The following is a 25784-nucleotide window of genomic DNA, read 5'->3' on the forward strand; positions in this document are numbered from 1 at the left end:
TCGATCAGGCCGCCTGCATCAAGTGCGGCGCCTGCTTGGACAAGTGCAAGTTCGACGCCATCATCAAACAGTAGTGAAAGGAGCCATAGCACATGTCTATGATGAAGATAACCATCGATGGTAAAACCACGGAAGTGCCGGCCGGCAGCACGGTTCTCGACGCCGCCAAGCAGCTGGACATCCACATTCCGACCCTCTGCTTTCTGCAGATGGAGGATATGAAATTCAACAACATGGTCGCCTCCTGCCGCGTCTGCGTGGTGGAGATCGACGGCCGCCGCAACCTGGCACCGGCCTGTGCCACGCCGGTCATGGACGGCATGGTGGTCAAGTCCAACACCATCCGCGTGCTGAATGCCCGCCGTACGGTGCTGGAACTGCTGCTGTCCGACCATCCGAAGGACTGCCTGGTCTGCGCCAAGTCCGGCGAATGCGAACTGCAGGATCTGTCCGAGTATTTCGGTCTGCGGGAAATCGGCGTGGCCGGCGAAATGTCCACCTACCGCAAGGACATCTCTCCGTCCATCATCCGCGATATGGACAAATGCATCCTCTGCCGCCGTTGCGAAACCATGTGCAACGAAGTTCAGACCTGCGGCGTTCTGTCCGGCGTGAATCGCGGCTTCTCCGCCGTCGTGGCTCCGGCCTTCGAGATGAATCTGTATGATTCCGTGTGCACCAACTGTGGTCAGTGCACCCAGGTTTGCCCGGTGGGCGCCCTGGTGGAAAACGACCACACCTGGAAGGTCATCGACGCCATCGCCGATCCGGACAAAGTGACCGTGGTTCAGACCGCCCCGGCCGTGCGCGCCGCCCTGGGCGAAGCCTGCGGCATGGCCCCCGGCCAGAGCTTCACCGGCAAGATGGCGGCCGCTCTGCGTCGCCTCGGTTTCGACCATGTGTTCGATACCGACTTCGCCGCCGACCTGACCATCATGGAAGAGGGCTCCGAGTTCCTGGATCGCCTGCAGCGCTTCCTGGATGGCGACAAATCGGTCAAATTGCCCATCATGACCTCCTGCTGCCCGGGTTGGGTGAAGTTTTTCGAGCATCAGTTCCCGGACCTGCTCGATATCCCCTCCACCGCCAAGTCGCCGCAGCAGATGTTCGGCGCCATCGCCAAGAGCTACTATGCCGAACTGCTCGGCATTCCGCGCGAGAAGATGGTTGTGGTTTCGGTCATGCCTTGCCTGGCCAAAAAATACGAGTGCTCCCGTCCGGAATTTGCCGTCAACGGCAATCCCGACGTCGACATCGTCATTTCGACCCGCGAACTCGGTCATCTGATCAAAAGGATGAACATCGATTTCGACAAACTGCCCGATGAGGACTTCGACAATCCTCTGGGCGCCTCCACCGGCGCCGCGCCGATTTTCGGCAACAGCGGCGGCGTTATGGAAGCGGCGCTGCGCACCGCCTACGAACTGGCCACCGGCGAAACCCTCGCCAAAGTCGAGTTTGAAGCCGTGCGTACCCTGCATGGCGTGAAAACCGCTTCCGTACAGGTCGGTCCCCACACCCTGAATCTGGGTGTGGCCAGCGGTCTGGGCAACGCCCGCGAACTGCTGGAACTGGTACGCAAGGGCGACAAGCAGTTCCATATCATCGAGATCATGGCCTGCCCCGGCGGTTGCGTCGGTGGCGGTGGTCAGCCCTATCACCATGGGGATATGGAAATCATCGCCAAGCGCAACCAGGTTCTCTACGAAGAAGACGCCGGCAAGCCGCTGCGCAAATCCCATGAGAACCCCTACATCATCGAACTTTACGAAAAATATCTGGGCAAACCGCTCAGCGAAAAAGCGCATCACCTGCTGCACACTCACTACTTCAAGCGTCAGCAGCTCTAAAAATTCGCTTTTTCATTCGATTCAATCAGGCCGGAGGGATTTTCCCTCCGGCCTTTTTTCTTGGTAAAATCGGAAATTTGATCTGCATCAAAGAATCTAGATCTTAATTTGATTATGATGTCGCCATGGTGACGGACGAATAACGGCAACACCTTTTTCAACGTTCGACCTTTAAAAGGCAGGTTGTATGGATCGGCAAGAAATGGTGCAGTGGTTACAATGCAACGATGAGGCAGACCTGGAAGTCCTGCGAAAGCGGGCGGATGCGGTTCGGTCTGCACAGGTAGGCGACGACGTGCATTTGCGCGGTTTGGTGGAATTGTCCAACATCTGTGCGCGGGACTGCCTGTATTGCGGCATTCGCGCCGGCAATGCTTCCGTTGCGCGATATCGCATGAGCCGGGAGGAAGTGGTGGCCTGTGCCCGTCTGGCGGTCGACTTCGGTTTCGGCACCCTGGTGCTGCAGGCCGGGGAGGATCCCGGTCTGACGGGAGCGGTTGTCGCCGATCTCATCAAAGCCATCAAGCAGGAAACCGACCTGGCCATCACCTTGAGTCTCGGCGAACGCGATCTCGAGGACCTGACTGCCTGGCGGCAAGCCGGCGCCGATCGCTATCTGCTGCGCTTTGAGACCTCCAACCGTGAGTTGTTCCGGTATATCCATCCGCCCCGGGTCGGGCAACCGGAGCGGGACCGCATCGAACATCTCGGCTTGCTGCGCAGCCTGGGATATGAAGTCGGCAGCGGCGTCATGATCGGCATCCCCGGCCAAAGCTATGATGATCTGGCGCAAGATATCGAGCTATTCAAGGGGTTGGGCCTCGACATGATTGGGGTTGGTCCCTATATTCCTCACCAGGACACGCCCCTCGGCAAGTCGGGAGGAGTACCGCTGCTCGGCGTAGAACAGCAGGTCCCCAATACCCTGGTCATGGGCTTGAAGGTGGTGGCCTTGACCCGCATAACCTGCCCGCAGGTCAATATTCCCAGCACCACTGCCCTGGCTACCCTGGACCGTCAGACCGGTCGGGAGCAAGGCCTGAACTGGGGCGCCAACATCATTATGCCGAACCTGACGCCGGTTCAGTATCGGCGCATGTACGAGATTTATCCCAGCAAGGCAGCCAGCACCGAAACCGCCGAACAGAGTCGGGACACGGCACTGCGGCAGATTGTCGGCCTCGGGCGGGTTCCCGGGCGTGGTCGTGGCGACTCAAAGCATTTTCAAACATTAAACAGTTTTAAAAATAACTAGGGGGTCAATCATGTGCGCATTGCCGGCAATGACTTTGAGTAGGGAAGCGGTGGATTTCATCGATGAAAATTATCTCAACAGCCTGTTGGGGCAAAGCCGACCCTCCGCCGCAAGGGTTCGGGAAATCATCGCCAAGAGTCTAGCCAAGGAAGCTCTTTCGGTTGAAGAGACGGCCGTTCTGTTGCTGGCCGAGGATCCGGAACTGCTCGAGGAAATCTTCGCCGCCGCCAGGCAGCTCAAAGAGACCGTATACGGAAATCGCATCGTGTTGTTTGCGCCCCTATACATCGGCAACGACTGTATCAACGACTGTACCTACTGTGCCTTCAAGCGTTCCAATTTCCAGGCCGTGCGGCGCACTCTGACCCCCGACGAAATCAGGCAGCAAGTGACCGCCCTGGAAGACAAGGGGCACAAGCGGCTGATTTTGGTATTTGGCGAACATGCCAAATATGACGCCGATTTCATTGCCGATACGGTGCGCAACGTTTATTCCGTGCGCTCCGGACATGGGGAAATACGGCGTGTCAACATCAATGCCGCGCCCCTCGACCATGAAGGCTATCGCAAGGTCAAAGAAGCCGGCATCGGCACCTATCAGATCTTCATGGAGACCTATCACCATGAAACCTATTCCCGGGTCCATTCCCACAAGACCCGCAAGGGCGACTACCTCTATCGCCTGGACGGCCTGAGCCGGGCGTTTGAAGCCGGGTGCGACGATGTCGGTCTCGGCGTGCTGTTCGGGCTATACGACTGGCGATTCGAGGTGCTGGGCATGGTTCGACATGCCCTGTACCTGCAGGAGCGCTTCAACGTCGGGCCTCATACCCTGAGCTTTCCGCGTTTGCGGCCCGCCCACGGCGTGGATTTCGATGAACGTTACTTCGTCGATGATGATCAATTCAAGCGGGTCATCGCCATTTTGCGCCTGGCGGTCCCCTATACCGGCCTGATTCTCACCGCACGAGAAAAACCTGAGTTGCGGCGGGAGCTTTTGTCCTTTGGCGTTTCGCAGATCGATGCCGGGAGTCGTATCGAACTGGGCGGCTACACCGAGGCCGGCGACGCCCAGGTCATGGAGCGGGAACAGTTTTCCCTGGGAGATATCCGCTCCCTGGACGAGGTCATGCGGGAACTGATGGCGGACGGCTATGTCCCCAGCTTCTGTACCTCCTGTTATCGCAGCGGCCGCACCGGCGAACATTTCATGGAGTTCTCCATCCCCGGTTTCATCAAACGCTTCTGTACCCCCAACGCGCTGCTGACTTTGGAGGAATATCTGGCTGACTATGCCTCGCCGGAAACCCGCGCCGTGGGCGAAAGGCTGCTGGCCGACGAACTGGCCAAGATGGAAGAGGGCGAGATGAAGGAACGTACCTTGAAACAGCTGGCCGCCATCCGGGACAAGGGCACCCGGGATCTCTATTTCTAGTAGCGGCGGTGACCATGCCTGAATTCAGAACCGAATCGGATCTGCTCGGTCCCTGTCCGGTGCCGGCCGCCGTCCTCTACGGGGTACATACCGTCCGGGCCCTGGAAAACTTCCCGGTCAGCAGGCGTCCCGTCAACCGAGCCCTGATCCAGGGCTTCGGGGCGGTCAAGCTGGCGGCGGTCCGGACCAACCTGGAACTGGGCTTTTTGGCCGCTGCCGAGGGTGAAGCTCTGGTTGCTGCCTGTGAAGAACTGGCGGCGGGTCTGCTCAACGAACATATCGTGGTGGATGCCCTGCAGGGCGGCGCGGGAACCTCCACCAACATGAACGTCAATGAGGTTCTGGCCAATCGCGCCCTGCAGCGTCTCGGTCATCCCCTGGGGAGCTATGAAATCATTAGTCCCCTGGAGGACGTGAACCTCCATCAGTCAACCAACGACACCTATCCGACGGCTTTGAAGGTGGCGGCCATTACCCGTCTGCGGCAGCTTGAGCGGGAGATCGTGGCTTTGCTGGAAGCATTCCAGGAGCAGGAAAAGGCCACGGCCCATATCGTCAAGGTGGGACGGACCCAGTTGCAGGATGCGGCGCTGACCACCGTCGGCAGGGAGATGGCCGCTTATGCCGAGGCCTTCGGCCGGGATCGTTGGCGGATTTACAAATGTGAAGAGCGGTTGCGGGTCGTCAATCTCGGCGGCACCGCCATCGGCACCGGCCTGGGAGCTCCCCGGCAATACATTTTTCGTGTCGTCGAGCAGTTGCGGGCCATCACCGGCCTCGGCCTGGCCAGAGCGGAGAACCTGGTGGAAGCGACTCAGAACGCCGATGTATTTGTCGAGGTAAGCGGCATTCTCAAGGCGCTCGCGGTCAACCTGATGAAGGTCTCCGGGGATTTGCGTCTGCTTTCCTCCGGTCCGGACGCCGGCCTCGGAGAAATTCTGCTGCCGGCTCGGCAGGCCGGTTCCTCCATCATGCCGGGGAAAGTCAATCCGGTTATTCCGGAGGCGGTCATCCAGGCAGCCATGGTGGTGCAGGGCCACGACCAGGTCATCGCTCAGGCCTGTGCTCTGGGCAGCCTGGAGCTGAATCCCTTTCTCCCCGTGGTCGCCGATGCCCTGCTGGACAGCCTTGACCTGCTCGAAGGGGCCTGCAGCATTCTGCGTCGGCACTGTGTGGAATCGTTGCGCGTCGATGAAGCGCGCTGCCGGGCCCAGGTTGAAAACGCAACGGCCAGTGTAACCGCCCTGGTGGAGAAGATCGGATATCATCAGGCGACGGCTCTGGTGCAGCAGGCCCGCAGCAAAGGTTGCGGGCTGCGGGCCATGGCCCTGGAGAACAGCTTAATTTCTGCAGAAGAATTTGACGAACTGACCTCCCCGGAGAGCGTGACCCGACTCGGGTCCCCCGTACAAAGGAAACGGCAATGAAAACAACCCCCAAAGGCATGCGGCTGCATATCGGCCTGTTCGGTCGGCGCAATGTCGGCAAATCCTCACTGCTCAATGCCTTGACCCGCCAGCAGGTCTCCATCGTCTCCCATGTAGCCGGGACCACGACCGACGTGGTGGAAAAGCCCATGGAGATGCTGCCTATCGGTCCGGTGCTGTTTCTCGATACCGCCGGCATCGACGATGTGGGCGCCCTCGGGGAAATGCGGGTTCAAAAAACCCGGCAGGTTTTCGATCGGACCGATATCGCCCTGATCGTGGCAGAAGCCGGTCAATGGGGGGAATTCGAGGCGGCGCTGCTTAAGGAAATGCAGGAACGCGACCTGCCGGTAGTGGTGGTTTTCAATAAGATCGATGCACTTCAGCCGAACCCCGACCATTTGCAGCAGCTTTCCGCACAGCAGGTACCCTGGGTGCAAACCGCTGCGGAACAGGGTGCCGGGATCCTGGAACTGCGGGAAGCCCTGATTCGCACGGTGCCGGATGAATTCATCAATCCGCCCACCATACTCGGCGACTTGGTGCCGCCCGGCGAATTGGCCGTGCTGGTGGTCCCCATCGACCTGGAAGCCCCCAAGGGGCGGTTGATTCTGCCCCAGGTCCAGGCCATCCGCGACCTGCTGGATAACGATGCCTATTGCCTGGTGGTCAAGGAACGCGAGTTGCGCGATGCCCTGGAACGCCTGAAGGGCCCGCCGGCGGTGGTGGTGACTGACTCCCAGGCGTTTCTCAAGGTTGCGGCGGACACGCCGGACGACGTCGCTCTGACCTCCTTTTCCATCCTGTTTGCCCGCTTCAAGGGCGACTTGGTGGAATATGTGCGCGGCACCCTGGCCATCGAAAATCTGGCGCCCGGAGATAAGATTCTGGTCGCCGAATCCTGCAGCCATCATCCCATCGGTGAAGACATCGGCAGGGTCAAGATTCCCCGCTGGCTGCAACAGTATGTGGGCGGAAAACTGGATTTCACCCATGTGCAGGGTCACGACTTTCCCGAGGACCTGAGGCCGTATCGCATGGTCATCAGTTGCGGTTCCTGCATGTGGAACCGCCGCGAGGTACTGGCCCGGCAATTGCGCTGCCAGCAGGCCGGTGTCCCCTGCAGCAACTATGGGCTGACCATCGCCTATTCTTTGGGGATTTTTGAACGCGCCCTGAAACCTTTTCCGTCCGCCTATGACGCCTATCGCGAAGCGATGGGGAATCCCCAATCGGTTTTCGCCGGTTAGCATACTGTTTCAGGCCGGATGTTCAGAGGGCAGGGGGGCCTCGCAGAATTGCCGCAGGTGCGGGAAGGGATACGCCATCTGCAGCAGTTCGGCGATGTCTTCCGCCGGCAGGGGATGGCTGACCAGGTAACCCTGGATTTCGTCACACCCCGCCTGCTGCAGAAAGCGGAGTTGGGCGTCGTTTTCCACCCCCTCGGCAATCACCTTGAGATTCAAGCCGTGAGCCAGTTCGATGATGTGTCGGGCGATATTGGCGTCATTGGTGCTGTGCGGCAGGTTTTTGACGAAAGCCCGATCGATTTTGAGATGGTCGACGGGGAAGTCCTTGAGATAGCTGAGGGAGGAAAAGCCGGTGCCGAAATCGTCGATGGCAATAGTTACTCCGACTTCGTGCAGATGCTCAAGGGTCTCGATGGCCTCCTTGACATCGTGCATGATGACGGATTCCGTGATCTCCAGATTGAGGCAGGAGGCCGGCAGAGAGGATTCTTTCAGGACCTGAATGACCACCTGACAGAAGTCGTTTTTCTGGAATTGATGCCCGGAGACATTGATCCCCAGTCGCAAAGCCGACAGCCCATTGTCCTGCCAGGCCCTGAGCTGATAGCAACCGGCGCGCAGGACCCATTCCCCGATCGGCACGATCATGCCCGTTTCTTCGGCCAGGGGGATGAAGACCGACGGCGAAATCATTTCTCCGGAGGGCTGTTGCCAGCGCAGCAATCCCTCCAGTCCGGTAATGCGGCCGGTAGCCAGATCGATCTGGGGTTGATAGTGAACCCGTAACTCCTGACGTTCGAAGACCCGCCGCAGACTGCTTTCCATGGCGATACGCTCCAGGGCCCGAGCGTTCATGTCGGCACTGTAAAACTGGAAATTCTTCCGCCCCAGATCCTTGGCGCGATAAAGTGCGACATCGGCGTTTTTAATCAGGGCGTGGGCATCCTGGCCATCCTTGGGAAACATGGCAATGCCGATACTGCAGGTCAGGAAAAGTTCGTGGCCGTCGAGCAGGTAGGGCCGCTCCATGCTTTGGAGAATCTTGTTGGCCACCACCGCAGTTTCCTCAACATTGTGCACCTGGGTCAGCAGCAGGTTGAATTCGTCGCCGCCAAAACGGCTGACGGTATCCGTTTCCCTAAGGCTGCCGGCCAGTCGCTGGGCCGCTTCCCGCAGGAGCAGGTCGCCGATGGTATGGCCCAGGGAATCGTTGACGGATTTGAAACGGTCGAGGTCGATGAACAGCAGTGCCAGGATTTCCCGATTGCGCTCTGCACGGGCCAGAGCCTGGTTGACCCGATCGAGGAACAGCAGGCGATTGGGCAGTCCCGTAAGGGGATCATGAAACGCCATGTGCCGGATGGTCTGTTCCGCCTGCCGTCGCTCGGTGATGTCCAGCAGGGTCCCGATGAGGGCCGGTCGGCCCTCGTTGCTGCCGAGTCCCGTGAGCACCTCGACATAAATGATTTCGCCCGTTTTGCGGATGCCGCGGTACTCAAACCGCTGGTGACTGTCACTCTTGTCGTTGAACTGTTTCAGATGGTTGGCGCCGACCATCAACCGGTCCTCCGGGTGAATCAGCTCCAGGAACCGGCCGTGATCGACGATTTCCTCGGCATCATAACCGAAAATTTCGGCAAACCGGGGATTCACGTAAGCATATCGGTTATCCCGAATGATATAGACACCAACCATGGTGTTTTCAATGAGCAGGCGATACTTGGCCTCGGCCGATTCGATGTTGGCAGCCAGTTCCCGAATGCGTCGACTGGCGGATTTTTCCTGTTCCAGTTTGCGGCTGGTTTTTTCCAATTGCCGTTCAGAGGTGAAGGATTCCCAGCGATGCTGGACCAAAAGCCGTTCGATGGTGGCATCGCTGTGTTGGCGCAGCCTGGCCAGTTCTTCATAGCTGTGGGCCAGGGCGCTGGACAGTTGCCCGAAATTTTGAATGAGGACACCCGTTTCGTAAACGGCTGCCCTTGGCCAGGTCGGTGTGGTGCCCGCCTGGATTTTTTCAGGCAGATTTTCCGTGGCCCGATTCAGTTGTTCAAGCGGCTGAACAATCTTGCGCTGGATGCGCCAGACGATGGCCAGGGCCAGGGTGCCCGGCAGCAGCATGATGCCCATTCCCTGCAGCAGGAGACGTTGAAGATTTTTTCGATGCGCCAGCCAGGGTGCATCCATGACCAACTGCAACCCTCCGGGCAGCTGATTTGGGCTCCGGTGCTCCGATTTCCACAGTCCGCTCCACCAACTGCCGAGACGCACCCGCCCGGGAATCCAAGGCACATAGCGGGAGGAATAGGAGCCCTGGGGCCGTTCCGACGGTAGCGGCACATAAAGTTCGTGGGAGTGGTTGCCGGCTGCCAGCAGGTTGTTATTCCAATCCAACAGCAGCAAGCCTGCCTGGGTCTTGGCGGCGTCCCCCAGCAGGTTTCTGAATACCACCGGACGGAGGATGGCCAGAACGAATCCCTGCCGTTGCTCCTCCGAAGAACGGGGCAGGGCCAGATAGGCAACCGTATTTTCCCGTGGATCCGAACCTTGCAGTATTCCGAACAGGGCCGCCCGCCGAGTTTTCAATTGGTCCAGGCCAGGCGCTTCAAGGAAATTTTTGAGACGAAACGGCCGTTCCTGTCTGGCAAATCGGGCATGGACCTCTACCTGCCCATGGTCGCCAACCACGAACACCTCTTGCAAGGCGGGGTGCGCGCGTCCTGCCAGCGCGGCCTGGCGCTGTGCTTCTCCACCGGTTTTGGCGGCAAGCGGACCCAGGGCTTGAAGCAGATCCCCATAGAGGCCGTGGATCTGCTCCTCGGCTTGCAGACAATGTTGGATCCAGGCGTTTTCCTTCGCCGGATGGAAAATGTCCTTGGGACCGTAAAGGTTGAGGGCGATTACGGCCAGGGCCGGCAGGATGAAGCAAACCGCCAGGATGTTCAATTCGGCTTCCAGGAAGGTCAGGGTGGGGTGGTCGTTCCAGCCCTTGCGAACCAGCAGCCAATGCAAGGCGCCGGCCAAGCCGGCATTGAGTAAACCGTTGCCGCTCTGAAGCAGAAAGTCTCCCAGGACGATGGGCATGGCGGTTTTGAAGAGAACGCCGTAAACCAACAGATGCAATGGTCCGGCAAAAAAGATCCAGAACAGAGCGTCAGCCGCCAGCAGACTGCGCAGGCCTCGTTGCAGAAACATGGCTACAACGATGGCCTCGGCAATCCAGTAGAGGTGATGCCAGGAAAAATGGCCCATGGCCAACAGTGGCAGCGAGGCAAGCAAGGCGGCAATGGTTGCCGTGCGCAAACCGTATAACCTGGCCAACAGCAGGACGGCGGTACCGCCAAGCATCAGTTCCCCGGCAGGCCAGAGGAGCAGGGGAAAGACATTGCCCACCAGGGCGATGAACATCAAAATGCCCAGCACGTCAAATCCATCTCCGGGGGCAGAAGGTCGTGATGCCACACTGTAAAGGTGGCAGATGGCAACGGATAACCATCATTGGCGATGACAACCGGTACAGGAACGCGGTCCGGCTGCAACTCGATTATGGCAATCAAGGCAAAGCCCGTGGCCCGCATCTTTCCCGGCAGCGACCTTGCCGCCGGTACCACGATGGCACTCGCTGCAGGGCATCAAGCCGACATGCGCCTTGTGGGAAAAGGCAACGTTGCCGAAACGTTCCGTTTCAGCAGGCCTTTCGGCGGCGGACGGAGACGAGAGTGCCGGCTCCTCTGTTGAGCCCTTCTGCGGCGTGGCTTCACAGCCGATCAAGAAAAAAATGGTCAAAAACATACCTGCTGCACGAAAAAAATCCATGTCAAACACTCGGTTGCCTTTGCGCAATGCGCCTGGTTCGAGATGAGCTGGAATTTTTAGGACGCCGAAATAATACCAAACTTAAGAAAAACTTCAAGATTTTGACTATGGGTGAGATGATCCGGATTGCGGTTGGCAGCTTGGTTCAAATAGGGCTATAATCAAACTCCCTGTAGCGGTTCAGAAGGTCTTTTTTTCTTACCTTTTTAAAACGCACCGATCCTGGTACCGGTTGCGGCGAAGGGCAGAAGCATGTTCCAAAATTTTTATCTGTTTTCCAAACACCTCCTGCTGACCTGGGTGGTTTTGTACCTGTTCCTCTCCGGAAATCCGGCGAGCGCCGCCCAGTCCCAAGCAGACTTCAACATCAAAGGTGGCAGAGTTAAAAAGGATAATATTTTCAACATTTTTTTTGGACGGGTGCCGTTGATGCCCACGGAGACGGGCACGGTCATCATTGACGCCTTTTGGGATAAAAACGGCAACGGGCAACGGGATGAGGGCGAACCTTCCCTGGATAAGGGTGTGGTGTGCGTACTGGATGAGATCGAATATCCGGTTCCGGCTTTTATCCCTGGCCTGGAAAACGGGATGAATTACCTGCTAGAATGCAGCGGAGTCCATCTTTCCGAATCTGTAAAGAAAAAAAATATTTTCATAAAACGTCGTGGGCAAATCATCAAGGTTGATCTGCCCTGTCGTCCTCCCCAGCCCTTCCAGGCCAGTTCCCATCCGGAATAACCGGATGGGAACACCACCTGCCGAATTTTGCGCCTTTTTCACAGTTAACGAGCCATCCCTATGCCATCATGGTTTGTTGCCACCGCTTTTGCTGCGCAATCGTTCCAGCCAGTATTCCATATGCCGACCCGCCGCTTCCCGTCCGCCTAACCCGAAAGACAGCGCAAATGCGACGGCAATGCCACCCAAAGCAAGTCCGAAGGCCAAATCGATGATTTCATCCGCGATTCCCATGGCTTTCAGACCCATGGCCAGCACCAGCGCCAGCAAGGCAACCCGGACGATTTCCGCCAATATGGTACGATCCGGCGTGCGACTCAGGGTTCGGTAGGCCAGGTTCGCCAGGAAATTACCGATCATGAGCACCACCAGGCCCAACAAAATCTGTCCGGCAAAGGTCATGAGATTGCTAAGTACCGCAGCCAGCAACAGAATGCCCAGTTTCTCCGCCGCCGAAACGCTGGCGCCCAACATGATGAAAAAGAAAGCGATATGGGCGCAGCAACGGGAGAACCGGGACTGGGTACCGAACAACGCGCCGGCGCCCATTTTTTCCGGCCAATCGTCGGCGCCCATGCTCTGCAGGATATCGGCAATCAAGTTGGTCACAAAGCGGCCGAGAATATAGGCGACGGCCAGGATCAGCAGCGCGGCCAGAATGTCGGGAACCGCCGCCAGCAAGGTCGCCAGCATTTCCGTTGCCGGCAGTGAAATGGCCTCGATTCTCAGGGCGCTCAAGGCCGAGATCAGGACCGGAACAAAAACCACGACAAAGACGATTTGGGACAGCAGACGGGCCAGGTTGATGCGCTCCGTCAAGCCTGCCTTGGATGCCATCTTATCCAGGCCCTTGGCCGCAATCAGTACTGAGTTGGCGAGAATTTTGGCCAGCACAAAACCCGCCACCCCGATCAGTGTCGCGGCCACAAGGTTGGGCAGTACCCCCAAAAAGCCGTCGAACAGGCTCATGACCGGGTCCAGAACACCTCTTACGCCCAAGGCCTCGAGGGTCAGCAGCAGCACAAACAACAGAATGAGATAATACACCAATCCGGTCAGCAGCTTTTCCACCTGCAGCGGTTCGTGGGATTTGTCGGAAATTCGGTCGTCAAGTCCGATGCGGCCCAGAATTCCGGCCACACATTTTTTGACAGCCACCGCCAACAGCCAGCCTACCACAAAAATCAGCAGGGCGCCCAGAACGCTGGGCAGATAGGCTCCCAGAGTGGTCAGAAACGAGTCTACGAATCCTTGCATGGCCACCTCCTTTGGTAAACGTTGTGGTATGGATTGTTTAACCTTATCAGGAAGCGACATGGCTGCAACATCCGATCATGGACAAGCATAAGCCGGGATGATATATATTCCGGGCCAAGTACGGCTTTTTCTCCCAACCCGAAGGCATGTAGAACATGACAGAAATTGAAGAGATGTACCGTGCCAGCCTGGCCAGATGGGGTGTCGAGGCACAGTACGACCAGGCGGTCGAAGAATGTGCGGAGTTGATCGCGGCGTTGAAACATTTCAAACGCGATCGCATCGGCGAGGAACAGGTGGTGGCGGAACTGGCTGACGTAACGTTGATGATCGGCCAGTTGACCTGGATGCTCGGCGAAGAACGGGTGCAAAGAGCCATCGAGGAAAAACTCGTCAAACTGCGTCGGCTGTTGGAGAGCGAGTGAGTCGGACGTGGATAATAACAATCTCTTTGAATATTTTCCGACCCCCGCTTTTTCGGCCAAGATGGACCGGATCCGCAAGACCGATCCCCATGGCTATTTGCGCATCCGCAAAACCATTCATCGTTTGCTGGAAAACCCTGCGACGGCGGATGGCTGGATGCATGGCATCCATCATGGTCGCTTGAAAAAGTACGTCGGACGCCGGGACTACCGACTGATCTATCACTGGTGCGAACAATGCCGCAAAACCAGCCGCAAACTCGCCGACCGATGCGGTTTTTGCGAGGAAGTACACGAACGCAGCGTGATTTTTTTCGACATTTACCACAAAAATGAACAGCATGAACTGAAGCATCAGCAGTAAGCCGAGGGGCGCTACGCCATCCTTTCTGCCTCTCCCTCCCCTAAACATGCCATGCTGGTTGTATAACCCTTCGAAAACACGGTATGATTGACTTCACCGTCGGTCATGCCGGCCGGCGGATCGTGTCGGGAGGTATGCCTATGTTATTGTCCTTGCTGCGCAAACGTCGGAGCATCCGTCGCTTTCAGCCACGACCGGTGGAACGGGAAAAGATGGACCAGTTGCTCGAAGCGTTGCTGCGTTCGCCATCTTCACGCGGGCTAAACCCCTGGGAGTTTGTCGTGGTTACCGAGCCGGCATTGCTGGCCAAATTGTCACGTTGCAAAAAACATGGCGCCGATTTCATCAAGGGCGCCGCCTTCGCCATAGTGGTTTGCGCCAAGCCGGAAATTTGCGACGTCTGGATTGAGGATTGTTCCATTGCCGCGATTATTGCCCAGTTAACGGCCGAAGATCTTGGCCTCAGCAGTTGCTGGGTGCAGGTCCGATTGCGCTCGATGGCGAATGGACGCAGTTCCGAGGAATACGTGGCTGAATTGCTGCAGTTGCCGGCGGGCATGTCGGTGGCATCGGTAATCGCTTTCGGCTACGGTAATGAAAAGGCCGTACCCCATGCGGAAGAATCCCTGCCCAAGGAGAAGATTCACTTCAACGCCTTTGGCAGCCACTGATCGTAAAGTGAATTGAACATGTATCTGTCGGATTTCATTTTAGGCCTGCTGGTCGGCCTGATAACGGGAATGGGTGTGGTCTGGCTGTGGCTCAGAAACAGCCAGACCGTGGCCGCCCGCCGACTGGGGGAAGGGGAGTCGTTGCTGCTGCGGGAACGACTTGCCGACAGCGAGCGACAGTCCCTGGAATGGCGACAACGCTGCGCCGATGAACGTCTGCTGCTGCAGCAGGCCGAGGGACGCAGCGCCGTTCTTGGTGCCAGAGTAGCCGAACTGGAGACCTTGCTGGACGCGGAGAGGCGCCAGGCAGAAGAAAAGCTGGCCCTGGTGCATCAGGCCCGGGAACAGCTGCGTCTGGAATTTACCCATCTGGCTCAGAGCATCCTCGAGGACAAGGGACGCACTTTTTCCCAACAGAACAGTCTGCAACTCGAACAGTTGCTGAGCCCCCTGCGGGAGCAACTGAAGGAGTTCAGCCAGCGGGTCGAGCATTCCTATCAGCAGGAGGCTCGGGAGCGTTTTTCCCTGCGCCAGGAAGTGCTTCGACTGCAGGAATTGAACCAGCAGATCAGCACCGATGCCCTGAACCTGACCCAGGCCCTCAAGGGGCAGAGCAAGACCCAGGGAACCTGGGGCGAGATTATCCTTGAACGGGTATTGGAGGAGTCCGGGTTGAGCAAGGGCCGGGAGTACACAGCCCAGGGCAGTTTCCGCGATGGGGCGGGGCGTTTGTTGCGTCCCGATGTGGTGGTGCATCTGCCCGAGGGCAAGGATGTCATCATCGACTCAAAAGTCTCCCTGACCGCTTACGAGCGTTTCGTGAATGCGGCCAGCGATGCCGATCGGGAGGCGGCGGGTCGCCAGCATCTGGCTTCCCTGATGAACCACCTGAAAGGCCTGGAGGGGAAATGCTACGACAGCCTGCCCGGCGTGCGGAGCCTCGATTTCGTGCTCATGTTCGTCCCCGTCGAGGGCGCCTTTCTGCTGGCCCTGGAACTCAACCCGGAACTGTTCCAGCGGGCTTTCGAGAACAACATCATGATCGTTTCTCCGGCCAATTTGCTGGTGACGCTGCGGACCATTCAGAACATCTGGCGCTACGAGTACCAGAACCGCAACGCCCAGGAAATCGCCCGTCAGGCCGGCGATTTGTATGACCAGTTCGTGCGTTTCATCGAGGACCTGGAAAAGATCGGCGAATTGCTGCAACGCACCCAGCACTGCTATGAGAGCGCCCATAAGCGCCTGGCTACGGGGCGGGGGAACCTGGTGCGGCGGGTACAGTCTTTGCGGGAACTGGGCGTGCAGAGCCGGCGCAACCTGCCCGAGCCGCTGCTGGAAGGCGCCCATATGGACCGGCCCTTCGAGCAGCCTCTTGGCGAATTTGGCGATGTATAAAAAAATAGAAAATTCGTATATCTATGAAAAAAATATAAAGTCAAATATCAATTTTTCAACCCCATTTGACGAGGCCAACCCGTGACGACATCGGCGGTCAACACTCACAGCAAGGTCATCGGTTATGTGCTTTGGCTGTTCGGTTTTATCGGTGCCCACCGTTTTTATTACGGCAAGCCCATCTCCGGAACGGTGTATTTTTTCACCTGTGGTCTGTTTCTCATCGGTTGGCTGATCGATCTGTTCCTGATCCCCGGCATGGATCGGCAGGCGGATCTGCGATTCATGCCTGGTCGTCTGGATTACAATGTTGCCTGGATACTTCTGGCCTTTCTTGGTGCCTTTGGCGCGCACCGCTTCTACATGGGCAAATGGCCGACGGGGTTGCTCTACCTGTTCACCGTTGGTCTGTTCGGCGTGGGGCTCCTGTATGACCTTTGGACCCTCAACCGCCAAATCTCCGCCATAAACCGTGCCTGAGGGCACAATACTGTCCGGTGAGGTTTTTCCCTGCATGCCGAGAAATCCGTCATGGAATTGATGAAGAACGATCGCTGCTTTGTTTGTGGACCTGATAACAATGCTGGGCTAAGAGCCGTCTTTCAACGGGACAACCAGCGGCATCTGGCGTTTGGACGCGTTTGTCTGGCTGAAGCCTTTCAGGGTTGGCGGGGCAGGGTGCATGGTGGAGTCTTGGCGGCGCTGCTGGATGAGGCCTGCATCTATGCGTCCCTAGGGCTCGGCGGGGATCCGGTGACGGCCGATCTGCAGGTCCGCTACCTGTTGCCGGTACCCTGCGACCGCGAGGTGACACTGTTCGGCGAAGTGGTCGAATGGCGCAAAAAGCTGGTCAAGGCCCAGTCCCGGCTGGTCCTGGATGGGCAGATTCATGCCGAAGGCCAGGCCCGCATCCTTCTTCTGCGTTGACGGGTTCGGGCCGGCTCGCCGGCCCGTATATGCTATTCGTTGGCGGACACCTCGGCTTCCACGGCATACCGCTTGATTTTGCGGGTGGTGGTCTTGGGAAACTCGTCGTCACGGAGGGTGAAGCGCCGGACCCGCTTGTAATCCGCGAGGATTTTGCCGGCCTGCAGAACCTCCCTGCGAATCAAATTCTCGACATCCGCCTCGCTGAAAGCCGGCAGGCTGTTCTCCCGGACGTGGTTGTCGATGGCTTCCTGGTTGGGAAAAATGATGGCGTGCACCTCCTCGGCGGTGGCCGTCACCTTGTGCCCATAGACCATCACCTCGGCGATGAAGGGGCTTTTAAGCAGTTCGTTTTCCACCTCTTCGGGGTAGACGTTTTTGCCGTTGGGGGTGACAATCAGATTTTTGACCCGACCGCAGATACTCAAAAAGCCGTCCCCATCCAGTTTGCCCAAATCCCCGGTGTGGTACCAGCCGTCGACGATGGCTTCGGCGGTAGCCCGCGGCCGTTTGTAATAGCCCTGCATGACGTTGGGGCCCTTGATGAGGATTTCCCCCACTCCTTCCTCATTGGGATGCTCGATGCGAATCTGTACGCCGGGTATGGCCTGGCCGACGGTGCCGAGGCGCATGCCACCCGGCCGTTCGGCACTGATGATGGGCGATGTTTCGGTGATGCCATAGCCTTGCAGGATGGTCAGTCCCAATTGCTGCATGCCTTTGGCGATGGCGGGGTCCAATGCCGCACCGCCGCTGACGAAGGTCAGGTTGCCGCCCAGGTTCTTGCGCACCTTGGATTTGACCAGCGGCCGGGTGAAGGGCAGGGCGAAGAGTGTCCGGGACAAGGCCTTTTCCTCGATGCCCTTAAGGATTTTCTGCAACAGGATGCGGTAGATGGCCGGCACACCCATGACATGGGTCGGCTTCTCTTCAACCAGATTCTGGCCCACCTTCTTCAAGGATTCGGCGATGGAGATGGTACCGCCCAGACTGAGGGGCACCAGGATGCCGGCCACCTGCTCGAAAACATGGTTGATGGGCAAAAAGGACAGGGTATGCATGGTGCTGTCGACCTGCAGATGCTGTACCGCCGCCTGGATGTTGGAAACGATGTTGGCGTGACTGAGCATGGCGCCCTTGGCCCGCCCGGTGGTTCCGGAAGTATAGAGAATGACCGCCGTATCCGAGGGCGACCGACGGGACGGCGGTTGCGGCCCGCGCCCGGCAAAGTCTTGCATGGCGACCAGGCCATGCTGCCGCAGATAGTTCCGCCGCCGGATTTCATCCTGGGAAAAGAAATCCAGAGGCTTGGCCGGCGGAGTGAAGGAGGCCGCCAGATGTTCCAGATCACGGCCGAGGCGACTCAGGGCACTGTCGTCCCGGTCGGCGATGCGGTACTTGGCGCGGATGGCTCGCCAGGCTTCCGTCAGTTCACTGATGGCCTGCAGCACTTCGCTCTCGTCCGACTGCCCGGTCTGACCGTCCAGCAGAACGATTTTTTCCAGCTCCGGCAAATCCGTCCCGATTTTGGCCACGGTTTCCAGAAACGCCGGGTCCGTGAAGAGCAGGCGGCTGCCCGAATTGCCCAGCACATGCCGCAATTCGCCGGCCTTCAGTTCCTTGTCCACCGGTACGGCGATGGCGCCGCTGTGCAGAATGGCGAGATAGGCGGAAATCCAGCGGGGCGAGGTGGCGCCGAGGATGGCTACCCGGTCGCCGGGTCGGACGCCCCAGCGACACAATCCTCCGCAAATCTCCTCCACGTTCTGCCAAAGTTGGCGGTAGGAAAGGCTTTGCCAACCGTCCCCAACCTTGTATCGCAGAGCGCCCTTGTCAGGAAATCTCCCGGCTGCCTGCCGGACTGTTTCGTCGATGGTTTGCATGTGTGGTGCCCCCCGGAAGACCTGCTGATGTTAGCGTTGAAATGTGGCATCCTAGCCAGACAACGGCATGGAAGCAACGAAAAAGTCCCGGCGCCTTTTCCCTTTACAAAACAGCCGGCCTTGGGTAGATTACACAATTTGCATGGATGTCTAATATTTTCGGGACCGATACCATAACATTATGAATTTAAACAATATTCGCAACTTTTCAATTATCGCCCACATCGATCACGGCAAATCGACCCTGGCCGATCGCTTGCTGGAAATCACCGGCGCCCTGACGGAGCGGGAAAAAACCAACCAGTTCCTCGACAAACTCGACCTGGAACGGGAGCGAGGCATCACCATCAAGGCCCAGGCCGTGCGTCTGCAATATGCGGCCGACGATGGGGAGACCTATATCCTCAATCTCATCGACACGCCCGGACATGTTGATTTCAGCTACGAGGTCAGTCGGTCTCTGGCGGCCTGTGAAGGGGGCTTGCTGGTGGTCGATGCCTCCCAGGGAGTGGAAGCTCAGACCCTGGCCAACGTCTACCTGGCCATCGACCACAACCTGGAGGTTTTTCCGGTTCTCAACAAGATCGATCTGCCCGGCGCCGAACCGGAGCGCATCCGCGAAGAGATTGAGGAAATCATCGGCCTGGATGCCTCGGATGCGGTGCTGGCCAGCGCCAAGGAAGGAATCGGCATTCACGACATCCTCGAAGCGGTGGTCAAAAAGGTCCCCGCGCCCCGGGGGGATGCCGCCGCGCCCCTGAAAGCGCTGATTTTCGACTCCTGGTATGATTCTTACCAGGGTGTGGTCATCCTGGTGCGGGTTTTTGACGGGGTGCTGAAAAAGGGCGAGAAAATTCGCCTCATGGCCAGCGGCAAAACCTATGAGGTGATCAAGGTCGGTGTCTTCGCCCCCCATCCGATGGAGATGTCGGAACTGGGACCCGGGGAGGTCGGATTCGTCATCGCCGGCATCAAAGTGGTGCAGGATGCCCGAGTCGGGGATACCATCACCCACCTGCAGCGGCCCGCCGAAAAGCCGCTGCCGGGATTCAAGGAAGTCAAGCCCATGGTCTTTTCGGGCCTCTATCCCATCGACACCGGGGATTACGACGCTCTGCGCGATGCCATGGAAAAACTGCAGCTCAACGACTCGTCCTTCACTTTCGAGCCGGAAAACTCCCTGGCCCTCGGGTTCGGTTTTCGCTGCGGCTTTTTGGGACTGCTGCACATGGAGATCATCCAGGAGCGGTTGGAGCGGGAGTTCAACGTCGATCTGATCACCACGGCGCCGACGGTGCGTTACCGTGTCTTCACCACCAAGGGAGAGGAACTGATCGTCGACAGCGCCAACAAACTGCCCGAAGTGCAGTACATCGATCGGATTCTGGAACCCTTCATTCTGGCGTCGATCCATGTGCCCAACGATTATGTCGGAGCGGTGCTGGCCCTGTGCGAGGAAAAGCGCGGCCTCCAGCGGGAAATCAAGTACCTGACCTCGAACCGTGTGATGGTGGTGTACGAGTTGCCGCTGAACGAAATCGTCCTCGATTTCTACGACCGGCTAAAAACCGTCAGTCGCGGTTACGCTTCGCTGGATTATGAATTTCTCGATTATCGGCCCAGCGAACTGGTGCGACTCAATATCCTGGTCAACGGCGAAGTGGTCGATGCCCTGTCCCTGATTGTGCATCGCGACAAATCCCAGTATCGCGGCCGGGAACTGGTCGGCAAAATGAAGGAGTTCATCCCGCGGCAGCAATATGAAGTGGCGATCCAGGCAGCCATCGGCAGCAAGGTCGTGGCCCGGGTCAACGTCAAGGCCTTGCGCAAGGACGTGACCGCCAAATGCTATGGCGGTGACATTACCCGTAAGCGCAAGTTGCTGGAAAAGCAGAAGGAAGGCAAAAAGCGCATGAAGCAGGTCGGGAACGTCGAGTTGCCGCAGGAAGCCTTCCTGGCCATTCTCAAAGTGAAGGAACAGTGAGTATGACACAGCAAACCGCAGGCTCCCATCCCGAATCCCAATCCAAGACGACGCGCGTGCGCAAACCCTGGTACCGGGAATGGAGCGAGGCCATCATGGTGGCCCTGATCCTGGCCCTGATCATTCGCACCTTTTTCTTCCAGGCCTTCAAGATTCCATCCGGGTCCATGGAGGATACCCTGCTCATCGGCGATCATCTGCTGGTCAACAAGTTCATCTACGGGGTCAAAGTACCTTTTACCGATACCCGCATGCTGCGCTGGCGGGAACCGCAGCGTGGGGAAATCATTGTTTTTGAATTTCCCGAAGATCGTCATTTGCCCTTTTACAAGAAGCGGGACTTCATCAAGCGCATCATCGGTCTGCCCGGAGACGTCGTGGAAATTCGGGACAAGCAGGTTCTGGTCAACGGCCAGCCCTATGTCATTGCCCAGGAGGTTCACAAGGAGGAAGAGGTGCTGCCCGGCCCCTTCACGCCCCGCGACTTCATGGCGCCGGTCACGGTACCCGAGGATGAATATTTCACCATGGGCGACAACCGCGATCGCTCCTATGACAGCCGCTTCTGGGGCTTTGTCAAGATGGATGAGATCAAGGGGCGGGCCCTGATCAAATACTGGTCGTGGGATCCGGAAACCCACCGCCCGCGGTGGGAGCGCATGGGCCGACCGATCCGCTGACAGGACTCAAGGTGGCGCCCGTTTTTCCCTTTGACAAACCGAAGGCACCTGTGTATAATTCTGAAAATTTGCTTGAAGCAGCCATGTGCCTTTTAAGTTAATCCAGAGAGGTTAGCAAAGGTGGGGCCCGAATCCGTTCTGCACAGTACGGCAATAGATCATCCGGGTACTCTTTCCTGAGGGCGAGAGTACCCTTTTTTGTGCCTAAAATCGAGGAGATGCAAACGATGGCAACGCGGGAAACGATCATCCTGGACCAACCGGCCATTACCCGGGCCCTGACGCGGATTGCCCATGAGATCCTGGAAAGCAACCGGGGCACCGAAGGCGTTGTTCTCATCGGCATTCGCACCGGAGGAGACCACCTGGCCCTGGCCCTGCAACAGCGCATCAAGGACATCGAAGGCGTGACTGTGCCCCTGGGAATCGTTGATATCACCATGTATCGCGACGACCTGGCGTCCCGAGGCAGTCTGCCGGTGGGTAAAACCGAGATCCCCTTTGCTCTGGATGACAAGGCCCTGGTCCTGGTCGACGATGTGCTCTACACCGGGCGCACCATTCGCGCGGCCATGGATGCGGTCATGGACCTCGGGCGGCCTCGCACCATCCAGTTGGCGGTGCTCATCGACCGCGGTCATCGCGAGTTGCCCATCCGGCCCGATTATGTCGGCCGCAACGTCCCGACGGCCCACAACGAGCAGATTGTGGTCGCCTTCGACCAGGCCAATCACCCTGTTGAGGTGCGTTTGATTAAGCCCTGAGGACAAGAACCGCGCTGGACCGGAGGTTGACGTTCCGTTTTCGGTCCAGGCCGCCAACAGTTGAAGTCAAACAGCTATTCTCATAGGGAGGGCCCGCATGGTATTTCGACACAAACACATTCTCGGCATCGAGCAGTTCACCCGGGAAGAGATTCATTTCATTCTGGACACCGCCGAAAGTTTCAAGGAAATCAACAGTCGGCAAATTAAAAAGGTTCCGACCCTGCGCGGCAAGACCATCATCAACGTGTTTTTCGAAGCCAGCACCCGGACCCGAACCTCCTTTGAAGTTGCCGCCAAACGTCTGTCGGCGGACACCTACAATATCAGCGCCTCGACCTCGGCCCTGGTCAAGGGGGAGACCCTGGAAGATACAGCCAAAAACCTGGAGGCCATGAAGCCCGATATTATCGTCATGCGCCACAATGCTTCCGGGGCGCCCCATTATTTGGCCGACCGCTGCGACTTCTCGGTACTGAACGCCGGCGACGGCGCCCATGAGCACCCCAGCCAGGCACTGCTCGATCTCATGACCATGCGGCAGCACAAGGGCCGCATCGAAGGGCTCAAGGTGGCCATCATCGGCGACATCACCCACAGTCGCGTGGCTCGCTCCAATCTGCTGGCCCTGCAGAAATGCGGCGCCGAAGTGCGCCTGTGCGGGCCCGGCACCTTGTTGCCGACCGGCGTGGAACAGTGGGGCGTGCCGGTTTTTCACCGCATTGAAGATGCTATCGACCAGGCCGACGTGGTCATGATGCTGCGTATCCAGCAGGAGCGGCAGGGCAAGACCCTGCTGCCTTCTCTGCGGGAATACGCCATGTACTATGGTCTCAACCGCAGCAAGCTGAGTCTGGCTCGGGAAGACGCCATTGTCATGCACCCCGGCCCCATGAACCGGGGGGTCGAAATCAGTTCCGAAGTGGCCGACGGACCGCAGAACGTCATTCTGGAGCAGGTCGAAAACGGGGTGGCGGTGCGCATGGCGCTGCTCTACCTGGTTTCCGGCGGGGAACAGCTCGAGGTCTGACAGGTTGCCGTCGCCCTTAGCGGGCCACTAAGAATGTGACACTTCCTAAAACGGGGTGAATGATGAAAACTCTGATCAAAAACGGGCGGGTTCTCGACCCGGCCCACCAAATCGATGCCAACCTGGATGTGCTGGCGGTCGACGGCAAAATCGCTCAGATTGCCGCCGGCATCGAGCTGCCCGATGCTGAAACCATCGACGCCGGAGGATTGCTGGTGGTTCCGGGCCTTATCGATATCCATGTGCACCTGCGGGACCCGGGTTACGAATACAAAGAAGATATCGTTTCCGGTACCCGTGCGGCGGCAGCGGGCGGGTTTGCCGCCGTGGCTTGCATGCCCAATACCAACCCGATCAACGACAATAAGGCGGTAACCACCTACATCCGCCAGAAAGCAGCGGCGGAAGGACAGGTTCGGGTCTACCCCGTCGGTTCCATTACCAAAGGGCTCAAGGGCGAATCCCTGGCCGAGTTCGGCGATCTGCAGGCGGCCGGCTGCGTGGCGGTTTCCGACGACGGGCGTCCCGTAACCAGCGGTGAAATCATGCGCCGCGCCCTGGAATACGCCCGCTCTTTCCAACTGCCCGTCATCAGCCATGCCGAGGATCTGTCCCTGGTGGGGGACGGAGTCATGAATGAAGGCTTTGTCGCGACCCAGTTGGGCCTGCGCGGCATTCCCTGGGTGGCTGAAGATGCCGCCGTCGCCCGCGACGTCCTGCTGGCCGAATTCACCGGAGCCCGATTGCATATCGCCCATGTCTCGACCCGCGGTGCAGTGGAAATCATTCGCGCCGCGCAGCGCCGGGGCGTGCCGGTCACGGCGGAAACGGCGCCCCATTATTTCACCCTGACGGACGAAGCGGTACGCGGCTACGACACCCATGCCAAAATGAATCCGCCCCTGCGCGGCGCCGCGGATGTGCAGGCAATCCGCGATGGCTTGGCCGACGGCACCCTGAGCGTTATCGCCACGGACCACGCGCCTCATCATGTCGACGAGAAAAATGTCGAATTCAATCTTGCCCTGAATGGGATTGTCGGTTTGGAAACGGCCCTGCCCCTGACTCTGCGTCTGGTGGAAGAGGGCGTGCTGACCCTGACGGAGGCCATCGCCCGGTTGACCATCGGTCCGGCCAGGGCCCTCGGCTTGCCCGGCGGCACCCTGGAAGTGGGTCGGGCCGCGGATATCACCCTCGTCGATCCGACCTGCAAGTGGACCCTCGACCCGGCTCGACTTCTCTCCCGCAGCAAGAACACCCCCTTTGGGGGCTGGCAGCTGAAAGGGGCGGCGGCCTTGACCATGGTCGACGGCAGGGTGGTTTACCAGCGTTAGACTTTCAGAACTGAAACAGGAAACACTCACTCCATAGCAAGGAGCACGACCTTGATGAAAGCAATTTTAGCCCTGGCTGACGGTCGGGTCTTTTTCGGCGAGGCATTTGGCGCCATCGGCGAGGTGACCGGCGAGGTGGTTTTCAACACCAGCATGACCGGCTACCAGGAGATCCTGACGGACCCGTCCTATCGCGGCGAAATCGTCACCATGACCTATCCTCTCATCGGCAATGTGGGCGTCAATCACGAGGACGTCGAATCAGGCCGGCCCCATCTGGCGGGTTTCGTGGTCAAGGAATATTGCCCGTATCCCAGCAACTGGCGCTGCGAACGCACCCTTGATGAATATCTCAAGGAAAACAATATTGTCGGCATCCAGGGCCTGGATACCCGTGCCCTGGTGCGACACATCCGCGACCATGGCGCCCAGACCGGGATCATTTCCTCGGTGGATTTGGATCCGGCCTCCCTGCTCGAAAAGGTGCGCCAGGCGCCGTCCATTGTCGGCCGTGACCTGGTGCGGGAAGTGACCTGCCCGGCGCCCTATCACTGGACGGAGGGGCCCTGGCAGCTCGGCGCCGGCTACCAGCCCGGCGAGCCGCCGCGCTATCGCGTGGTAGCCTACGATTTCGGCATCAAACGCAACATTCTGCGCAACCTGGTGGCTGCCGGTTGCGATGTCACCGTGGTGCCGGCCACCACCCCGGCCGAGGAAGTGCTGGCCATGCAGCCTGACGGGGTATTTCTCAGCAACGGCCCCGGTGACCCGGAACCCGTCACCTACGCCCAGGAAAACATCCGTAAACTGCTGGGGAAAACACCCATCTTCGGCATCTGCCTGGGGCACCAGCTGCTGGCCCTGGCCTTGGGCGGTCGGACCTACAAGCTCAAATTCGGCCACCGCGGGGGAAATCAGCCGGTGCAGCGCCAGGAAGAGGGCGGCCAGGTGGAAATCACCGCCCAGAATCACGGCTTTGCCGTGGACGGCCAGTCCATCGAGGATGATGCCGTGCTGACTCACATCAACCTTAACGACAATACCATCGAGGGTCTGGTGCATAAACAGGTTCCGGCCTTTTCGGTGCAATACCATCCCGAGGCTTCACCCGGTCCCCATGACGCCCGCTACCTGTTCGAGCGTTTTACCAGGTTGATGGAACAGCAGCGTCGCCAAGGCTGCTGATTGCTCAGACCGCACCTCAAGGTCTGCGAAGCCTCTGGCCGCGCGACTTGGCAAAGAATCATTCACCTGGTCGCCGGCCGTTTCCGCCCCCGGGCGTTGGACAACTTGAAG

General features: G+C 58.5%; 23 protein-coding genes. 19 read left to right on the top strand and 4 right to left on the bottom strand.

What is annotated here, in order from left to right:
* From JQN68_RS14830 to hydF, 6 genes are all read left to right on the top strand, one after another.
* Window positions 1-74: 4Fe-4S binding protein (locus JQN68_RS14830; RefSeq protein WP_502799346.1), on the top strand; the 74-nt coding region annotated here is incomplete at its 5' end.
* Between the two features lie 18 nt (window positions 75-92).
* The gene (locus JQN68_RS01995; protein ID WP_225071468.1) at window positions 93-1850 is read left to right on the top strand and encodes an NADH-dependent [FeFe] hydrogenase, group A6; all 1758 of its coding nucleotides are present in this window, start codon (window positions 93-95) and stop codon (window positions 1848-1850) included.
* Window positions 1851-2037: 187 nt separating this feature from the next.
* The gene (gene hydE, locus JQN68_RS02000) at window positions 2038-3105 is read left to right on the top strand and encodes a [FeFe] hydrogenase H-cluster radical SAM maturase HydE (RefSeq protein ID WP_225071467.1); all 1068 of its coding nucleotides are present in this window, start codon (window positions 2038-2040) and stop codon (window positions 3103-3105) included.
* Window positions 3106-3115: 10 nt separating this feature from the next.
* Complete coding sequence (gene hydG, locus JQN68_RS02005) at window positions 3116-4540, top strand: [FeFe] hydrogenase H-cluster radical SAM maturase HydG (RefSeq protein WP_225071466.1); 1425 nt, start codon at window positions 3116-3118, stop codon at window positions 4538-4540.
* A 14-nt stretch (window positions 4541-4554) separates the two neighbouring features.
* Window positions 4555-5967 (top strand): aspartate ammonia-lyase, encoded by a 1413-nt coding sequence (locus JQN68_RS02010; RefSeq protein WP_225071465.1) that lies wholly within the window; start codon window positions 4555-4557, stop codon window positions 5965-5967.
* Window positions 5964-7217 carry a [FeFe] hydrogenase H-cluster maturation GTPase HydF gene (gene hydF / locus JQN68_RS02015; protein WP_225071464.1) on the top strand — a complete coding sequence of 418 codons (1254 nt, stop codon included), beginning with the start codon at window positions 5964-5966 and terminating at the stop codon, window positions 7215-7217. The genes JQN68_RS02010 and hydF overlap by 4 nt, the downstream gene beginning before the upstream one ends.
* Before the next feature lie 9 nt (window positions 7218-7226).
* On the opposite strand, the gene JQN68_RS02020 is transcribed toward hydF, so the two are convergent.
* On the bottom strand, window positions 7227-10637 hold the full coding sequence (locus tag JQN68_RS02020) for a putative bifunctional diguanylate cyclase/phosphodiesterase (RefSeq protein WP_225071463.1): 3411 nt from the start codon (window positions 10635-10637) through the stop codon (window positions 7227-7229).
* Window positions 10638-10709: 72 nt separating this feature from the next.
* On the bottom strand, window positions 10710-11030 hold the full coding sequence (locus tag JQN68_RS02025; protein ID WP_225071462.1) for a cytochrome c3 family protein: 321 nt from the start codon (window positions 11028-11030) through the stop codon (window positions 10710-10712).
* Between the two features lie 306 nt (window positions 11031-11336).
* Here JQN68_RS02025 and JQN68_RS02030 point away from each other — a divergent pair, with 306 nt between their 5' ends.
* Window positions 11337-11771, top strand: a complete 435-nt coding sequence (locus tag JQN68_RS02030; protein ID WP_249620982.1) for a hypothetical protein — start codon at window positions 11337-11339, stop codon at window positions 11769-11771.
* A gap of 66 nt (window positions 11772-11837) precedes the next feature.
* On the opposite strand, the gene JQN68_RS02035 is transcribed toward JQN68_RS02030, so the two are convergent.
* The gene (locus JQN68_RS02035; RefSeq protein ID WP_225071460.1) at window positions 11838-13028 is read right to left on the bottom strand and encodes a mechanosensitive ion channel; all 1191 of its coding nucleotides are present in this window, start codon (window positions 13026-13028) and stop codon (window positions 11838-11840) included.
* Between the two features lie 155 nt (window positions 13029-13183).
* Between JQN68_RS02035 and JQN68_RS02040 the strand changes: the two genes are divergently transcribed.
* The 6 genes from JQN68_RS02040 (at window position 13184) to JQN68_RS14560 (ending at window position 16813) form a co-directional block, all read left to right on the top strand.
* Entirely contained in the window at window positions 13184-13453 is a 270-nt protein-coding gene (locus JQN68_RS02040) for a nucleoside triphosphate pyrophosphohydrolase family protein (RefSeq protein WP_225071459.1), read from the top strand.
* A 7-nt stretch (window positions 13454-13460) separates the two neighbouring features.
* Window positions 13461-13817, top strand: a complete 357-nt coding sequence (locus JQN68_RS02045; RefSeq protein WP_225071458.1) for a toxin — start codon at window positions 13461-13463, stop codon at window positions 13815-13817.
* A 140-nt stretch (window positions 13818-13957) separates the two neighbouring features.
* Window positions 13958-14488 (top strand): nitroreductase family protein, encoded by a 531-nt coding sequence (locus JQN68_RS02050; protein WP_225071457.1) that lies wholly within the window; start codon window positions 13958-13960, stop codon window positions 14486-14488.
* Between the two features lie 18 nt (window positions 14489-14506).
* Window positions 14507-15886: a DNA recombination protein RmuC gene (locus JQN68_RS02055; RefSeq protein WP_225071456.1), complete on the top strand. Its 1380-nt coding sequence runs from the start codon at window positions 14507-14509 to the stop codon at window positions 15884-15886.
* An 81-nt stretch (window positions 15887-15967) separates the two neighbouring features.
* Window positions 15968-16366 carry a TM2 domain-containing protein gene (locus JQN68_RS14680; RefSeq protein ID WP_225071455.1) on the top strand — a complete coding sequence of 133 codons (399 nt, stop codon included), beginning with the start codon at window positions 15968-15970 and terminating at the stop codon, window positions 16364-16366.
* Window positions 16367-16426: 60 nt separating this feature from the next.
* Window positions 16427-16813 carry a PaaI family thioesterase gene (locus tag JQN68_RS14560; RefSeq protein ID WP_225071471.1) on the top strand — a complete coding sequence of 129 codons (387 nt, stop codon included), beginning with the start codon at window positions 16427-16429 and terminating at the stop codon, window positions 16811-16813.
* Window positions 16814-16845: 32 nt separating this feature from the next.
* Here the strand turns inward: JQN68_RS14560 and JQN68_RS02070 are convergent, their stop codons facing one another.
* Window positions 16846-18696: an AMP-dependent synthetase/ligase gene (locus JQN68_RS02070; protein ID WP_225071454.1), complete on the bottom strand. Its 1851-nt coding sequence runs from the start codon at window positions 18694-18696 to the stop codon at window positions 16846-16848.
* Between the two features lie 181 nt (window positions 18697-18877).
* Between JQN68_RS02070 and lepA the strand changes: the two genes are divergently transcribed.
* The 6 genes from lepA (at window position 18878) to carA (ending at window position 25673) form a co-directional block, all read left to right on the top strand.
* Window positions 18878-20680: a translation elongation factor 4 gene (lepA, locus tag JQN68_RS02075; RefSeq protein WP_225071453.1), complete on the top strand. Its 1803-nt coding sequence runs from the start codon at window positions 18878-18880 to the stop codon at window positions 20678-20680.
* A gap of 2 nt (window positions 20681-20682) precedes the next feature.
* Window positions 20683-21360, top strand: a complete 678-nt coding sequence (lepB, locus tag JQN68_RS02080) for a signal peptidase I (RefSeq protein WP_225071452.1) — start codon at window positions 20683-20685, stop codon at window positions 21358-21360.
* Between the two features lie 227 nt (window positions 21361-21587).
* Window positions 21588-22124, top strand: coding sequence for a bifunctional pyr operon transcriptional regulator/uracil phosphoribosyltransferase PyrR (gene pyrR, locus JQN68_RS02085; RefSeq protein ID WP_225071451.1), 537 nt, complete (start codon window positions 21588-21590; stop codon window positions 22122-22124).
* 97 nt (window positions 22125-22221) lie between these two features.
* Window positions 22222-23154, top strand: a complete 933-nt coding sequence (locus tag JQN68_RS02090) for an aspartate carbamoyltransferase catalytic subunit (protein WP_225071450.1) — start codon at window positions 22222-22224, stop codon at window positions 23152-23154.
* A gap of 62 nt (window positions 23155-23216) precedes the next feature.
* Window positions 23217-24488, top strand: a complete 1272-nt coding sequence (locus JQN68_RS02095) for a dihydroorotase (RefSeq protein ID WP_225071449.1) — start codon at window positions 23217-23219, stop codon at window positions 24486-24488.
* 54 nt (window positions 24489-24542) lie between these two features.
* A complete protein-coding gene (carA, locus tag JQN68_RS02100) occupies window positions 24543-25673 on the top strand; it encodes a glutamine-hydrolyzing carbamoyl-phosphate synthase small subunit (protein ID WP_225071448.1) in 1131 nt (376 codons plus the stop codon).
* Window positions 25674-25784 lie beyond the last annotated feature (111 nt).

Origin of the sequence: Desulfuromonas sp. CSMB_57 (assembly GCF_020194955.2) — a bacterium.
In the GTDB taxonomy this organism is placed as follows: Bacteria; Desulfobacterota; Desulfuromonadia; order Desulfuromonadales; family Syntrophotaleaceae; genus JAFCIY02.